Source organism: Epilithonimonas sp., assembly GCF_056329745.1.
In genome coordinates, this window is record NZ_JBWEYV010000005.1 from 110,712 (window position 1) to 128,534 (window position 17,823).

The window sequence follows — 17,823 nt, forward strand, 5'->3', positions numbered from 1 at the left end:
TGATTTTTTATTTAAAAACTATAACTGTAGTTGAAATTTATGGTTAAGTCATTGATGTTATCTTTTCCTTCTGTTTTTCGAAACATCTGCATTCCATACAAGGATAAATTATGTTTTTCAAACAAGATATAATTCATGTTAAGCTTTATTCCCATAACTCCATTTTTCGGAGAATTACTTCCTGTTGTTTGGTTATATAGGACTCCGAAATTGGTATTCAATTTGTTTTCAAAAAATTTCTTCGAAACACTAACTGATCCACCGTACGCATGATTATCTAGTAATCCTGTTGTATTATCCGTATAGTTTAAAGAAGTATTCAATCCAACTTGTGTGGATGGAAAATTGATACTGTGCGTAAGATTATAATTCTGTATTGTACTTGCCTGTCCTCGTCGTATTATCCCACCTTGTTTATTTGCCTGTCCTGCAATAGAATAATTGAAATTAAGATTTTGATTCTTATCCTTTCCAAAAACATAATTTGCGTTCACATTCCCTGTCTGTGAGAGTTGTTGATAATTCAGAGTGTCTGCAGGAACCATATCCGGCATATTGATATAATCAAATTGGTTAAGCCTTCTATTAGTCGTTGCTGAAAAATTAGAATAAGAACCTGTAATATTCAATTTTTCGGACACTTTCATTGAGGCATTAACACTTCCTACTAATCGTACCGAGGTTTGATTTTTCTTATTGTCTAAATTATCTCTTTGATATCCTAACTGTGTAGCAATTGCCAAACGGTCTTTAAAAAAAGGAGTCGAAAATGTCAAACCTATGTTTTCTAAATCGTTATTGAAATACATCGCACCAAACGTACGGTAAGTAGGATCTACATTCTCATATACTAATCCCAGATTGGCTTTGCCTAATGTGTAGTTAATTCTTGTATTGAATGCTTTATTATATGATGTAGATTTTGAATAATTATTCACTGAATTTCCATTGTCATCATAAAACAAAAATGGTGAACGCTCTTCAATAGCAGAAACTGCATATTCAGCTTCAAAGTTGACATTTTTTATCAATGTACTAGAAAACTTTAAGCTTCCCACATAGTTCGACATTGGGATCACGTCTGTTGCATTTTTTAAAGAATTTTCTTTGTCTTTTGCATAAAAACCAATAGCCTCAATTTTATATTTTTCTTTTTCGTAACCCAACTTGGTTCCGTATCCATAACGCTCAAATACTGCTGGCAATCCAATACTATCGTTTCCTTCAACAGCTTTTAAGAGTCTTCCGCCCATCGCACTAAATTTAAAAGCTCCTTTTGGGGTTAGTTCTACTCCCAATCCACGAAACGGATGTCCATTTAAGGTATATGGAGAGAATGACATCGCATTATCTCCGATATAGGCTTTTACCCATTTGTATTTTGGAGTTAAGCTAAATCGATTAAAATCAAATGGGACATTGTAATTGAACGAGTTTCCTTGATTGGTTATGGTATAGCTAAAAGGCATACTGAATGTCATAAAACTAAAATTCAAATTTCCCGTGAGCATATATGTAAATGGGTCTCTATTTTGATCCATGTTAGAATTATAGAACATGGCATTGGCATTGATTCCCCCATTTACTTTTAACTTGGTGTCTTTCATCATGGCTTCAATATCCATGTGTTGAGCTTGAATGCTTACTACAGAAGAAAGCAACAAAATACATAAAAGTCCTCTTTTTTTCATCATATTACTTCTGTACTTTAATATCACATAGAATATATGACTGATTCAATGTTCCTGAAACAAACTGCTTAATTTTGATTGCTCCTTTTCTACCATCGTATGTTTTGAAAAGAACTATTCTAGGTAGCTCGTTTCCAAATTGCTGTTGCCCAGCAACCGAATTTGGAATATTAAGATTCTGTAAAGGTGCATCATTAAACATCGCATCAAACTGAGATGAAGTGAAATTTAGCCAACAATTACAAATTTCCTGCGAATTGATAAATAAAGTTTGTTTTGCGTTCGGTATCGAAGCAAAACCATACTGATTCACCATTGTTGGAGAAATAAACTTATTATAAGTAAACGAGTTATTTTGTCCTTGAAAGGCAATGTCAATATCTGCTCCAATTTGGGCGTTCACTTCATCTGCCGTAAATGATTTTCTAAGTTTGGTTGAATAAAATGCCCCAATTGAATTGGTATTATGTGCATAATTGACTCCTAGTTTTACATTTTCCAAAACATAAATTCCAGTATCTGGATGTATAGTTACCTGCTTTTGCAATGTCTGTGTCATTTTTCCATTGGAAGCCACAAGTATGATGGAATATACTCCTGGTTGCGAATACATTACCTGAGGATTCTCATCTGTAGAAGAAGAGGGACTCCCTCCTGGAAAGCTCCACTGATAACTTATTGCATTTTGGGTGTGATTTTGTATGAATAATTTAACCGGCGCTTGATAATCGTAATCTTCCAAAGCAGTTTCCCAATCATATGCTATGGCTATATTTTCCAGTACATGAACGATATCTGTCTTGCTAAATGTTTCAAAACCGTTGGAAACCGTGAGTTTTACTTCATGATCTCCAGGCGTTGAAAACATTACATTTGGAGGATGTTGACCAGTAAACGATGATGGATTACCGCCTTCAAATGTCCATTGATAAGTCAGATTCTGTCCTTCTGTTGTATTGATGAATTTTACTTCTACAGGTGGGTGGTTACTCTCAATAACCTCTTTACTGAAGCGGATATTGATGGCATCTTTTATCTCCACTTGCTGTTCAAAAACATCTTTTTCTCCATCTATATTGCTCACAGTGAGCTTTATGGTGTATGTGCCTGGTTCAGAATAAAATATATCGCCGGGATCTTTTTTGGATGATGTAGATGGTGTTCCGCCTTCAAATTCCCATTCATAGGTATCTGCTCCTTTTGAGAGGTTTTCTATTTCGAGATAAACAGGGACAGATTCATCTGCGTTTTTGAATTCTGTTGTGAATTTTGCTTCAACGCCGATAAACGATTCCTGATAACAAGATTGTAGCAATAGACTGAGTAATAAAAGAAATAAAAATCTTTTCATCATTGGACTTTGTGCATTTTTGATAGTATAGAGATATTGCTATCTCTTTTGTGAGTTGTTTAATATTATCTTTGTTGTTCTTTCCAAGCTTTATCCCGACTATTTATATATTTGGGTTCATTGGGATTTTCTGCATTTTGCAAAAAGCCTAAGGCATATAGTTTGTGTACCGCACGCTTGGTAAAATCATTAAAATCTATTTTACTGAAATCGTAATTGATTTGATTTAATTGTAATTGTTCGCCATTGGCTAATTTCAAAAACAATCCGTCTCGGTTTAGGTTTTCTTCACGATAAAATGTGGTTTGGGCTATCATATTTTTGCTGCTGTCAAAGAAGCTGTACGTATAATATACCAATGAACCTTGTGGGGTTTCTTTTTTTTGAATATATCCAACCGTTTCTCCAGCACGTTTAATCGTTCTACCATCGAAGGCTATTTTGTCTTGTTTTGCGAGAGCGTCTTCTCGCTCGTTTTCTGCAATTTGATCTGCTATGATCTTATCCCATTTTTCAGAAACACTTCTATCTTGAGTTTGAAAAAATTGCTCGACAGCTTCTTTGCTTACTCCAGAAGACGTTAACAATCCTGTATCTGTATTTAGCAGGGCTTCTACATGCCATTTTTCTTTACTCATGGAAAAAGGAACTTTTCTGTATTCTGCTTCACGAAGGTTTCCGTTGGATCCTGTAAGTTCCAGCCAATATTCCAGAGCAACATTCTTGGTTTGGGTAATATTAATAGCATTAGCTAAAAACCAAGTAGATCCGTCTAAACTGCTGATCTTATAGCCTTCTTTTTGTTTTTCTATTTTGCCTATGGCTTGTTTATCTAACTGAATTTCTCCTTTTTTAATTTTAATGTCTTGAGCTGTAACCGTACTTACACTGCTTACGGCTGCGATAATGGTTAATAAATTTTTCATCGATTTAATGTTTAAATTATTTGTAACTTTCGGTTTATATAAAATTTTCTTTAAAAGTTTGAGCAAGATGCTCGAGTCAGAGAGGATCATTTACAAATTATAGATAGGCTCTACGGTTTTTAGACGTTCTTTTAGTTTATCTAAATAAGGTAAATATTCATCAGCCATAGAAATATAAAGCTCTCTTACATTCTCTAACTTTGCTTCATAATTTGTATCATTACATAGTTTAGAAATTATAAGACCTCGTAATAAAAATTCTGGACCTCCTGCAAGTATTTCATTCCAATATTTACCCTCTGCTTGTAATTCATCCATCTTTTTTAATATGTTGGGTAAATAACTGTAGGTTTCGATGAAATCTTTACCTGAGGTTTCTAAGTAATTGATAATCCAATTAGTGAAATACTCCAACTGTTCTTGATTCTCTACATCATAACCAATTCCTCTATAATAATTTTCGGGTATGAACATATCTCTATCGTAAGTTGTATTTAAAAAATATTTTTTATTGTCAACGAAGTCATAATTATTGTTAGGCATTTTCACTTCAAACATAATATCTTCGACTTCTTTTATAGAAATAGATAAACTAGAAAAATCTATTTGTCCAAGGTCTTTAAAGTTGAAAAAGAAGTTTACTGCTATATTCTTAGATTTTAACACATATGAAGGATCTGGACCTGATTTAAATAGTATATAGCCTTGTGGTAATAAAATTTCATTTAATTTTTTAAATACAAATTCCTTTTTATCTGATTTTTTCATATTAGTTTATTTTCGTTATTTTTTCTACTGTAACTTTTGTAATATCATCGGTTCCACCATCTGCTATTTTAAAAATCTTCTCTTTCGATACATTTAATAAATTATCAGTCTCTTTTAATCCTGGTACTGTATATTTAATCTTCATTTGCGTTTGTCCATTAATAATCGCTCCAAAACCTTCTTTTTGTCTTTTTGTAAACGCTGTGGTTTGGCTTAGTTTGTTTTCGATGATGATAACATCTTCTATTTTTCCTAAAGCATTTCTTTTTATTAAAACAGCATCTGCCCTCATAAAACCACCAGAAGTTTCCAACGGTACCTCGGTAAGAACATCATATTGTGCTAATACATTTTCTTCTATATCTTCTAGTTTATCAGCTAATTTTTTTAATAGCTCACCCTTATTTTTTAGAGAATTTACAATGTTCTCACTTAATCTGTTCCCTGTTTTTATTCTCTCTAACCATTCTGGCAATTTTTTCTGCTTTTCTGCGTCTGGTAATTTACTAATAGTATTACGATACTCGTCTAATAATTCAGGTAAATCGTCTAATTGTGCTAAATCAGCATCTGTAAAGTTCTTTAAATCGTCTAGAAGCTTTTTCTTCGTAACATCATCTAGTTTTGAAAAAACATCTTTGATATTTTCTAACTGTAGATCATCCAATTTTTTCGTAAATAAAACTGCTAATTCGTCTAAACTTTTTACAGATCTCTTAATAGCATCTTCTAGTTTATCAGCAATCTCCGGTAAGTCTTTTAAGAAAGCGGCACCCGACATTGCTGTTATAATGGTATTACCAATCCCTCGTGTTCCTAAGTGGTTACGTTCGCCTAAATCAGGACTACTCACCGACTTTTTCCATTCATCTAAAGTATTTCCTGACAGAACGGTAACTGCCACCTCTCCAAGTATTGGGAAAAACTTTTGAGGATCTTCTCCTATTTGGGTTTTAATTTCCTTAAACTGAGTTTTAATACCAGTACGCACTTCTTCATCTACAGCAACGTCATACACCAACGCTCCTAAGCTGGTAATATCGGTTACTTTCTGGGCAATCACCTCAAAACTTCCTGTTACAAGTCCTGGTGCTTTTATAGTGGCTGTTGAAGAATCTGAATAAGTAGGTTTTTCTATTTGTCCTGTTTTTAACAGAGAAGTTGTAAGACCAATTCCTTCAGAGATAATTTTTACAAGTTTACCTTTAATTTCAATCTTTTTACCATCGGCAAATTCTTCATTGCTTGCAAAATTGACTGATTTAGCATAATCTGTGGCATTATTATCAACCAAAAACTTATTGGTTTGAGTTTTTATATGTTGTCCTAAATCTTTTAATTTTACCTCTTTTCCTTTTAGTATTTCTATATTGCTTCTAAAGCCAATAGCACTAATCTGTATGATACCATTCCCATTAACAGTATATCTAACTTTTGAGTCTATATTTTTATCATCCCAGTTCCCATTTTCTATTTGCTCATTGGTTAATGGCTTGTCTATCTCTATTAATTTTGAGTTTTTATCAAGCGTAAAATATCTGTTCTTCTTTAAGTTATTATCATAATGATGTAATTCAAATCCTTGATTGCTTCTGCTGTTTTCTTTAATAGCTTTCAAATTATTGAATATTTCTCTATATTTTTCATTTGACAGCCCCAATGTATCGTCAGAATTGTCAGAAGATCCTAGACCGCATTGTTTAAATTCATTGTATATCTGATTTAGCCTTGCATTTTCGTTACCATAAGCGCAAGATTCACCAACAAGAAAAGAATCAATTGTTCGGTCACATAAAATCCATTTACCTTCTTTCTTATAAATCAAGAAATGGCTACTTTCTTTAATATCACTTCTTCCTGTTATTCTAGCTACATCATCATTTGTCTTTAATAACTCTACTTTTATATCCGATTTTTCAATTTTTCCATACTGTCTAGTATTTATTAATCCATCAAATCTACATTGTGTACTGTATATAAATTCGGAAATCTTATTGTCTAATAAATATTTTACAAAATCAACTTTTGTAATAAGCTCTCCATCACTTTGGCTCTGGAATGCATACAATTTAAACCCTGGATCATTAATCTGTTGCCAATCTGTAAAGAGAAGTTCTATACCCTTAGCATAATCCATTAAGCCTTGGGTATTGCCTTTGCTAAGTCCTTTGTTTTTGTATTGTTTAAAAGGATGCTCTAATCTAAATGCACCATGCCCCAATTCGTGGGCAATGGCTAAAGATGTCGCCGTTACCTTTGTCTTCTCGTCAGGTTTTTCATTAGCTTCATAATTAAATACAAAACCAAACTGGTTGTTCAGTCTCATAAAACCACCTTGTCCGTTGCTTGCTTCTTTGTCGGTTACAAATAAGTAATAAGCTTCCTCAATGGTTCTATCTGGTGCTTTTGTAAATGCATCAATGATGGCATTTTGTGCTGTGCTGTAAGTAGAAAGATCGCCAAACTTGTCCTCGGTTGGTAATTGTCCGTTCGCATTTAAATAATTATTAATATCAAACGATGGTTCTACTTCAATATCAACATCAATCGCCAGTTGTTTATAAATGGCTTTTATCTCATTAATCTTATCAGAAACATTAACCGTAGAAGAGGTTGGTACTAATTTTAGTTTCACCGTCTTCGGGGAAACATGTACCAAATTAAAGACTCCCGCTATTTTGTATTTCTCACCTTGTTTAATGGTTGCTTGTACTTCTTCCAATGCAAACTTCTGGGCACCTTTTAGCGTCAGAGTATAATCATCACTAGTTCCTATACGTTTAGCATCTATCTTTACACCGTTTTGGGTTTTGAAGAATAAACTGTCTGCTTTTACATTGCTATCCGTAATGTTTACTTTGGCTAAAATTTTATCTTCCTTACCGTTTGGTACAGCTTTAAACGGAACAAACGTTCCACTTACTTCTTTGTATTCTTTGGTAAGCGCTTTTTTGTAAGCTACCTGATCAAAGGCATATTGGGTTTCATTGTTTATTTTCTCAAACGTTACCTTAACGCCTTCGGCAGTAAGAGTGGTTACTTCACCGTTTTTATCTACACCATCTGTATTTTCAGGGCTTGGTTTTCCACCTGCCGCCTGCTCAAAAGGTCCAGTTACATTTCCGTTCGCATCTACATAATAACTTTTCCCATCACTGCCCGTAATCACGGTATCTTTACCGCCTGGGAACGTCTCGGTTTGTCCGTTTGGTCCTGTAACAGTAATTTCACCGTTATTTACTGTTATGGTATCAATTGGGAAATTTACCGTTTCAGATTGTTGGTTGACATCAAATAAATCATCTACATAATCTACATTACTCCAATCTGGATCGTAGGTAGTCTCTACCATTCCGTCAATGAGTTGATAATCGCTGTTGATACGAACATTATCGAAAATCACCCCAATTCGGGTATCAAACAGATAAGGTACTTGTATATAACCACTTCCAGAGAAAACGCCATTGGCTCCCGATATCTCCAATACTTTTACAGGGAAATCACCCGCCATAAAGGTTTCGTTCACTACCATCGCTCCCAAAGGCTGTTGGTTGGCTACTTCTATATTAGGAACAATACCACAGTTATAAGCGGTAGAATTTTCATCTTTATCTATACTAAAGGTTTGGATTCCTGAATACACATAGCTTTGCGCCGTACTGTATTGTGCAGGTTCGCAAGTAGCACCCACACGGAATTCATAAGTAAAGCCCGCTTCTAAATCTTGAAGAATCGTTTGAGTATTCACAGTATAGACCTCAAACCATTCCGCATTTTCAACGCCAGTTTTTCGATATTGTATGTGGTATTTCTGATGGCTGCTCTCGCCCTGCCACATCACCTTAACTCGCGATTGGCTTTGTTGCTCGCTGAGTAAATATTTCGGAGCCGAACAGTTACTGGTATAGGTAAAGCTATAAATCTGGCTATAGCCATTGTTTTTGAAAACACTGTTTTCTGCCAACCCATTGGTAGAAATTGCTTTTACTCGCCATGCGTATCGTTTACCAGGAATAAGCGTTGGCTTATTGATATCATACAATAATGTTGTGGTTCTGATACCTTCTTCTTTATACAATAGCGGACTTACTTCAAAAGCAAAAGCGGGGTCCAAATTAGGATTCAGAATTTCCTTTAACTCAAAATCATACGAAACATTGGTCGCATTAAGGTGTCTTGGTGTCCATGAAAAAATGATATTCGGAAAATCACTGCTCGGAATTTGTTCATAATTGGATGGCAGATTAAGCTGTGGTGGATCGTTCAGCACCAGATAAATCGTAGCACAACTGTTTTGTGATAGCCACTTCTTCGTTACCAAATCATACACCTGAAAACAGATGGTATACACTCCATCGGGAAGTGCTTCACTGTATTGTGTCGTGCTTAAGCCCTGCAAATTCTGATAACGAAAATATCCTGCTAAATCGGCATTGGTTAAACTTAAAATTTCTCCACCATTGAGATAAATTGGTTGTATCCCCGATAATACCGCAGCACTTTGTGCTGTAATGCCATTTCCTTGAATCTTCAGATGCAGTTGTGCTGGACGGTTCTGTACCAACAAATCCGTAGTAATCAACTGCAAATTGATACGATTTGCCATCGCATTGGAGTAATCCGAAAGCTTACTGCTATAAGGACTCACCACCGTAGAAACCACCTGAACAGGGTACGTTTGGGCATTAGAAAACGGACTTAAAAAAGTCAATAACAGTAAAAAGAAGAATTGGATATATCGGGTCATAAGGATATTCGGTTTAGTAAATAATCAATTTTTTGGTTAATACTTGATACGGTGTTTCCAATACCAAAACATAAGTTCCGGAACTGATCTGGATGTTGTAATTAACATTATGAACTTTGGAAGAAGGAGAGCTTTTTTCCGGTTGTGCAATTTGCCCTGCCATGGTAAACAATCTTAATTTAATTGAGCTTTCATCCTCCAATTTCACGATTACATTAAAATTCCCGTTATTGGGATTCGGTGTAACGGTAAATTCTTTGATGAAGCCTGCATTTGTATTCACCGGATTGTATTGTCCTTTATTTTTTTCTACAATAATTTTCTTATCATACAACATAAAACAATCTCCCTGTGTTTGTTTAAGTTGGATATTATACGTGCCTTCTTGTGGAAAGCGTAAAGTCACATAATCTGTCCCTTCGTTCACAACAACTACATTCCTATCTTCTACAATCCATTCGGTAGTTTGTCCTTTCGGATCGCTTACATTAACTAAAACTACTTCTTCATTAGCATAGGCCTGCGTTGTTAATAGAAATTCAGCATCAATATCAACGTTTGAGCGGGTAATTGTAATTTCATCAGAAATCACGCATCCTTTCGGTGTAACCGCTGTTATGGTATATGTGCCGGCTTCAGCCAAAGTTACTTTCGCAGTAGAAGCTGTAAACCCATTGGTGGAAGACCATGTATATTTGGTTCCCGGTTCTGTTGGGATAGTTGCGTCCAAATCCAACGTCTGACCATTGCATAATGTTCGATCTTCTCTCAAATCAATAATAATTTCTTGAGGATTATCAATAGTATATGATTTCACATAAGAACATCCTTGTCCATCAGTAATGGTTACATTATATGTTCCTGTAGTGAGATTATGAATAGAACTAGTGGTGGCTCCAGTATTCCAAACATAAGAATAAGGTTTCGTTCCTCCTGTTACCAAGACTTCAATAGATGCATCCGATGCGTTATAACATAACAAAGGTGTAATATTCTCTGTAATATTAACGGTGTCGGGTTGGCTAACTACAACTGTACCTTGTGTAAGACAACCTCTTGCATCGGTAACGGTTACAAAATAGCTCATAGCAGGAAGTCCTGTAATTTCAGAAGTAGTTTCACCATTAGACCAAGAATAAGTGTATGGAGCGGTTCCTCCAGAAACAATCGCTTTAACTCGACCGTCACTTCCTGCACATGTAGCTGGATTGCTTTCAAAACTTATTTCCAACTTTGTCGGTTGTTGTAAATAGTAAGTAACGTCAGTAGCTTCAACCAGTACATTGTTTTGATAAATCCCAATGATAATACCGTTAGAATCTTCTACATTAACTGCATAATTTCCATCAGATAGCTGTGTAATTGTATCTGTTGTAGCAGATAAAATTTCCCAAACTCCGGCTGAATTTTGTTTCTTCCATGTATACTTATACGGTTGTCCTCCATTTTGACTTCCGGTAAAAGGCTTACCTCCAGAAGCGATTACTTTTAAGATTCCGTCTTGCGATTCATCCCATTGTCCATCCTGTGGATTGGCATCTGTCGCATCTCCAAAATCATTTCCATTATAACAAGAAATTGGTTTTATCAGCTCTATTATGGCTGTTAAAGGTTCTGGTTGTGTGAGTTCTATTTCGGATTCAATAATGGTACAGTTGTTATTATCCGTAGCATTTGAATAATTTTTATCACGAATGGTTAAATAATATTTTCCAGCAGGAATATTATCCAAAGTGATATAAAACGATCCTGAGGTAAATTGTGTTGTCGCAGAAACGATTTGTCCTTGTTCGTTTTTCCATTCGAACCAATACTTATTATTATCGGAAATTGTTCCGCCATCAATTTTAGCTACTAATTTTCCATTAGAGGAGCCATTATATGTTGGTTCCTGAATCAATGTATATTCAATTGATAATGGCTCTTGTGGTGCTGTAATCGTAGTGGATAATTCTTTTTCTGCTCCCAAAACAATTTCACCATCCTGATTAGTAGATTGAACTTTTGCAACACAACTATTCCCATCTCGAACTTTTAATGTATAAGTACCTTCTGTTAACCCATTTATAGTATGCATCAAAGAAGATGGATTGGAAAAAGGAATCCAATTCCCACCATTCAGTTGATATTCATATCCGTTTCCAGTTCCCCCAGAAGCAGTAATTTGTATTTGACCGTCAGTTCCTTGATAGCACCAGACATCAGTTTTTGTTATCGAGAAATTTACCGGAGGATTTTTTGCTACCGTAAAAATAATTGGATTGGCTGTTGTTTCTGAGTAAGTATCCACTCCATTATATTTCCCAATAATCTTTAATTGATAGTTACCAGCGGGTAAATCAGTAAGATTAAATGAATTGTCCGATTCTAACTGGGTAATGTTTACATAGTTAATCGGAATTCCAGTTTCTACATTTATTAAACCTATACTGATGTACTCATTGGCACTGTTATCTAAAGGACGATCAAAATACAAACGATACTGTCCATCATTAGAATCATAACAGGTTGTTTTTACAGAAGGACCGTGATTAATAATCTTCGGTGCAGATTTCAGGACTCGATACTGCACAATATTAGAGTAATTTCCACAAGCTGAAACTTGACGAATTTGGATGAATTGCCCAATATATGAATTTATATTACTACCCAGTATGTCCACAGCATTTACTTCTATTGAAGATTGCCCGTTATATTGAGGTAATGCTATGTAATTGACTCCATCTGTACTGTACTCCCAGTTATAATTATTAGTATCAAAACCTGCTTGCGATTTTATTGAAGTTTTTGTTGAAGTTGCCAAAAAATTATTTGAAGAATCGACATCTTCAATAATTAAAAGGGGGGAAACATTATAATTAAAACTTATTGTCATCCCATCATACTCTTTTTGAAATGAAGATTTTGGTAATGGACATTTACTTACATCAAAATTTAATACTTCCTCAATGTCAGAAGTATGTGAAAAATTTACAAAAACATCATACCATATCCGTACGGGTTTTTTATTGGTAGTTATTGTCCAACTTACATTGCTTTGAGTTGCATCATCATATAAGGGACTGTGATACATCTGGTTGTAAGTTCCATCAGCATAATAAACTCTTAATTCAATATGAGAGCTAGTTTGATTTTTAACATTTCTGGTAATTTTATAAGTGAGATTTTGTAAATCAATTTTATAATTTCCTTGTGCTGTTAGAAACAAGCTTAGTAATAGAAACCAAAATAATAGATTTTTTTTCATCGTGTGTTTTTTTAATAAGCTACATTTAACTTTTCCCCTTTCACTGGTTTTTGAGGATTTGTAGATGGTAATAAATAATATTCATATTCGGTATTCATTTTTAAATCCTTATCTGTAACGGAATTAAATTTACCATCTAATACTTTCCAAAGAGAAGGTTTCTGCCCCTTTGTATTTTTATAAATCTGAATTTCACTTACTTCATATTTTGAATCATAACTCCAGTATAATGTTGCTGTTTTTTTATTACGATCAATTACAGTTTCAATATTTTTTAAAATGCTTACCGGAGAGTTATTCATAGTAGTTACTGTTAGTACAGAAGATTCTTCACTAGACCATAATCCAGATATATCTTTTGCTTGTATAAGATACTCATAGGTTTTATCCGCTTCAGCTTTCTCATCAATATATTGTGTTTCTCCCTTGGAAAAGGAAGCTAAATCATTCCATCTTGTTTCACCTCTCAATCTTCGTTTCAAATAATGTTTTTCTATATCATCACTCGAGCTATTAATCCACATCAATGTATTTTTACCGTCTTTCGTGTCATAATCTTTAAATACAGGAGCTGTAGGTGGAATTCTATCCGGTTTTTCAATGACCAAGATATCTGAAAATTCTGAACGGTTATAGCGCATATCTTCTGCCAAGATTCTGTAATAAACCTTCTTATTAGAAACAGCAAAACTCACCTTATCTGTTGCATTGATATCCGAAATCACTTTATTAAATACATCGACAAACTCTTCATTTTCAGCATTAGCACGCAAAACACGATAGCCTGCTAAATCTTTCTCTGTATTAGGTTTCCATTTTAAAACAACTTGACCTAAACTATCTATTTTCCCCTCCAATCCTTTAGGTATTGATGGAGGAATAGAATCAATCGGCTGAACAAATACACTTTGAGAAAGCAATCTTTTATCCTGTAAACTTACAGCTGAAATTTTAAAGTAATTAGAAGCAGACAAACCTTTATAGCGATGCTTGCGTTTTGTTTTGTCTATTTCCTTAGCGACAACTTTGTAATCTGTCAAATCCTTTTCTGCGAAATGCAGTTCAAAACCTTTGATGTTTTTTTCTTCTTCTTTTGGAAACTCCCATTCCAACTCTACTTCATCAGGATTTGATATAGAATAATTGATGATTCTTGGAGCAACTAATACAGAAGCAATTCCTTTTGTCTTGGTAATTTCTGAATTGGGTCCCTTTTCACCAAATGAATTGATGCCATATATTCTAAAATAATAATCTTTATCATTTTGCTCAAGTTTATTTCCATAAAACATTTGTTTCGAATTCTTTTCAGCATTGGAATTAATATCCACAATAGGAGTAGCAGAAATCGGTAGAAAATTCTTTCCATCCTCAGAACGTTCTATCATATACGAAGTATATACATTTTTCAAACGTTCTATACCCCAGGAAAGCATAACTTGTCCATCGTCTGGAAGTGTGGTAAAGTCAGATACTTTCGGTAATTCTTCAAAATCTGAAAGACCAATCATATAGGCTCCAGTATTGATGTTTGGCATTTGTAAAGCTTCTACTTGATAAGCATATACTTCACCTTTTTTTACCTGCGTATCAACATATCCCCATCCGGCTTTTAGAGCACCTTCAAATGATAAATCGGCTGCAAATAAAGCAAATGAATGCCGTTGATTTAACTCTTCAGACATATTCACTATTCTAGCTACTCCCTTTTCACTTTCCTGACCAACCTCAAAAGATTCTCCATATAATGCTTGAGCTATAATAGCCGCATATTGATCCTTTTGAATAAAATCCATCCATTGTTCCAATGGTTCTGCTTTCAATGTTTTAATTTCTTTTCTAACAGGATTCTCTAATAGTTTCCCATCTTTCTTGATGAGCATTTTATACAAAACAAATCCATTTTTATTTGCATTTTGCCATTCAATGGAGGAATCAACCGCCCAACGTACTATTATTTTATCTTGTTGCGCACGAGCATTAACAAAAACCGAAGCATTTCCACTTTGAGCATGAACTATTGAAAAACAAAAAAGTAAAAAATAGAAATAGTAGAATTTCTTTTTCATAAAAAAGTTGACTTAGTGTTGGTAAAGAAAATTTCGCATAAACATATGCACAAAAAGCCGCATTGTATAATACGACTTTTAACCTATAGATTTCTTAACGGAATCACAGTTTTTTGAAGACAATTCTGTACTTTGCAATGGAACCCGAACCGCTAGAAGGCTGTTCTAATTCAAAAGTATCAGATGTCAATGTTTTAACTGTATACGTCTCGTTCTCTCCATCAATTTTTAAAGTGAAATTACTACCATCCAGTGACCAAGTCCCACCATCTATTTCAGGTTGACAATTAGTTGATGATGAGTTGTATGTATAATCTGTTTCTGCAAATGACTTATCAGATTTAAATTCATAGATATCTAATGGACAAGAACCATTATCTTCATTATAAGTTGATATAATGTTACCATTAACATCTAGAGTTACCTCCTGAGTAAAATTCCATTTACCAATTAAATTATCATTCTGTGAAGGAGTTTCATCATCATTGGAACATGAGAAAAAAGAAAGACATAACATAGCTGTGCCCAAAATAGGTAATAAAGATTTTTTCATTTTATAAATTTGTGTTTAATTTTACTGTTGCTAAATTAACATTTTTATTAAATTTAACAACTGATATTTGACATCTTTTTAATCAAAACACTAATTTTTAATGAAATAAAATAATTTACGATGTTAATTTTATGAAGATAATACAAAATAAACCATGACATCTAGCATAACAAATTACATATGCCAAATCTATTCATCCCAGTAAATTGTCAGCACGAAGTGGACACTATTGATTAAAAACTTATGGTGTGTTTTCATAAAAAAACCTTTAAATACGGCGTACATTTTAAACTATACTGACTTTTAAGTTATTGATATTTCAATTGAAATATGTTTTGTTGATAAATTATACAAAGTATTATCCATTTATTCTTACAAAATATTCAATTTCAGAAAATCATACTTCCAATTTTTATTGTACGCAAAATATAAGTTCGCATTCCGATTCTTGTTCACATTATTGCCAAAATAAAGTTATCTGGATAACAAAGATACAAGTTTTGAATAAATCTAAATAATACATGCACAACTAAACTCTAAGTAAACATAATAAGCCAGCATCAAATAAAGCCAATTTTCTCTATTACCTGCGTAATTCAGTCTGTGGTTTCCAACCTACGTGATTAAAAAAGGTGCACCTAATATTAATATAAATCATAACCATTTTGAATATTCTGTAAGTTTTTTGAAATCATCTTCCTTCCAAAACCTGCCCCAAATAAACTCATCTTTTTCAATAACGTGAGTAATTTAGTCACAGGTTATTTTCTAACCTGCGTAAGCTAGCATCACCTCAATTACGAACATGCATAAAAAAATTCACCACATTAAAACCATTTTCCTTATTTTTCCTTTCCAAAGCAAACTTATATCAAAAAAGTTCAAAACATACACAAAATAGCCTTTAGAAATGCCTTTTAAGACCTCTTAAAAATCAGAATAATTTTATAGCAAGATGTGTCTTTGTTCCCACAAATTTTTTCAAAATTTTAGAGAACAAAGACCCTCTTGCTTTTTTGCAAAAAGGGAAAAAACAGCGGAACTTGTTTTTTTGTTTTCACTGAAAATAAGGTTTAAGATTCTAAAATAATCCGATTTATTCTTTTTTAATCTTTTAAAATTTCAGAATAATCTAAAGGTTTAGTATTTAACCCAAGTTTCTTGAACACTATTGTTTTCCCCATTTTGATATTTCAATTTTGCAGTAGAAATTTTACTCAAAAAAAGAATGAAAACATTGATTTATTTTTTTCTACCGCTTATAACCATAGTTGTTCAGGGGCAGGTAGGAATCAACAACACCGAACCAAAAGCCACACTCGATGTAACGGTCAATCCTGCATTGCCATTAAAACCTGAAGGCATTATCGCTCCGAGATTAAAAGGCAGTGAGCTGAAAAGCAGAGATACCTTATATACAGACGATCAGAAAGGAGCTTTTGTGCATGTAATACAAGGATTGGCAATGACAGATACAACAGCGAAAACCGTTGAAGTAACCAAAGAGGGATACTATTATTTCGATGGTGAAAAATGGAAACCATTCGATTGGAACACATTAGAAACCGTAACTAACAGAGGAAATTATAGTTCTCGGTACATCACTTTTTCAGGAAGCACCGCCAACCCCACCAGAGACGGAGCATTAGGTATGAATTTACAGACCTATTCGATGTTTTTCGGAAATATGAATCCCATACATACTGGGGTATACAATCTTTCTTACGGATACGGAGCATTGCAGAATATTACCACTGCTACGGGAAATGTCGCTATGGGAAGCTATAGCCTGAACGGAGTAACCACCGGAGCATACAACACTTTTATAGGTCATTATTCGGGATACGATTATTCCGATACCGATAAAATTATTACCGGAAACGTAAACATAGGACTTGGAAATTCAATCTTTTCAAAGCTGACTTCCGGATATAAAAATATTGCCATTGGTCAGTCGGCTTTGCACAGTTTGAACACAGGGAGTTATAATACGATTATCGGGCAATCTTCAGGGCAATCCATTACTTCAGAGAGCAAAAACGTGATGCTAGGTGCTCAAACCGGAGTTTATGTCAAAGGTGAAAACAACGTGTTCATCGGAACAGGGGCAGGACACAGCAATACGGGAACTACCATAGAAACAGTAAATAATAGATTGGTCATACACAGCAATGCAAGTCTTGTTCCTTCCGAATCGATTGGAACAGAAAATACTGTTGATTTAAGTGCTTCTTGGACCAACGGACTGATTATCGGGGATTTCGTTCAGAGATGGTTGAAAATCAACGGGCGATTTATGGTCAATCCTTCTTATCTGACTTCTGATGTAACCTACACCAAAAATGTAATTGCAAAACCAGACGGTACATTCGGATTTGAGGATAAGTTTTCCATTCCAAAACCGCCGGAAAACGGGACTTATATTTTAAAAAGCATTGACGGAAATCTGCAATGGTCAAATCCATAATGAC

At 34.2% G+C, this 17,823-nt stretch carries 9 protein-coding genes; 1 reads left to right on the forward strand and 8 read right to left on the reverse strand.

Going from position 1 to position 17,823, the window contains the following annotated elements:
• Positions 1 to 11: 11 nt before the first annotated feature.
• From AC00Y6_RS05545 to AC00Y6_RS05580, 8 genes are all read right to left on the reverse strand, one after another.
• The gene (locus AC00Y6_RS05545) at positions 12 to 1,625 is read right to left on the reverse strand and encodes a hypothetical protein (RefSeq protein WP_474489623.1); all 1,614 of its coding nucleotides are present in this window, start codon (positions 1,623 to 1,625) and stop codon (positions 12 to 14) included.
• Between the two features lie 70 nt (positions 1,626 to 1,695).
• Positions 1,696 to 3,045 (reverse strand): PKD domain-containing protein, encoded by a 1,350-nt coding sequence (locus AC00Y6_RS05550; protein WP_474489624.1) that lies wholly within the window; start codon positions 3,043 to 3,045, stop codon positions 1,696 to 1,698.
• Positions 3,046 to 3,107: 62 nt separating this feature from the next.
• On the reverse strand, positions 3,108 to 3,968 hold the full coding sequence (locus tag AC00Y6_RS05555; RefSeq protein WP_474489625.1) for a hypothetical protein: 861 nt from the start codon (positions 3,966 to 3,968) through the stop codon (positions 3,108 to 3,110).
• A gap of 90 nt (positions 3,969 to 4,058) precedes the next feature.
• Complete coding sequence (locus AC00Y6_RS05560) at positions 4,059 to 4,736, reverse strand: hypothetical protein (protein WP_474489626.1); 678 nt, start codon at positions 4,734 to 4,736, stop codon at positions 4,059 to 4,061.
• A 1-nt stretch (position 4,737) separates the two neighbouring features.
• Positions 4,738 to 9,483 (reverse strand): fibronectin type III domain-containing protein, encoded by a 4,746-nt coding sequence (locus AC00Y6_RS05565; protein ID WP_474489627.1) that lies wholly within the window; start codon positions 9,481 to 9,483, stop codon positions 4,738 to 4,740.
• 13 nt (positions 9,484 to 9,496) lie between these two features.
• Complete coding sequence (locus AC00Y6_RS05570) at positions 9,497 to 12,730, reverse strand: T9SS type A sorting domain-containing protein (RefSeq protein ID WP_474489628.1); 3,234 nt, start codon at positions 12,728 to 12,730, stop codon at positions 9,497 to 9,499.
• Positions 12,731 to 12,741: 11 nt separating this feature from the next.
• Complete coding sequence (locus AC00Y6_RS05575; protein WP_474489629.1) at positions 12,742 to 14,799, reverse strand: fibronectin type III; 2,058 nt, start codon at positions 14,797 to 14,799, stop codon at positions 12,742 to 12,744.
• Positions 14,800 to 14,902: 103 nt separating this feature from the next.
• Positions 14,903 to 15,352 carry a lipocalin-like domain-containing protein gene (locus AC00Y6_RS05580; protein ID WP_474489630.1) on the reverse strand — a complete coding sequence of 150 codons (450 nt, stop codon included), beginning with the start codon at positions 15,350 to 15,352 and terminating at the stop codon, positions 14,903 to 14,905.
• Positions 15,353 to 16,580: 1,228 nt separating this feature from the next.
• Here AC00Y6_RS05580 and AC00Y6_RS05585 point away from each other — a divergent pair.
• Entirely contained in the window at positions 16,581 to 17,819 is a 1,239-nt protein-coding gene (locus AC00Y6_RS05585; protein ID WP_474489631.1) for a hypothetical protein, read from the forward strand.
• Positions 17,820 to 17,823: the final 4 nt, after the last annotated feature.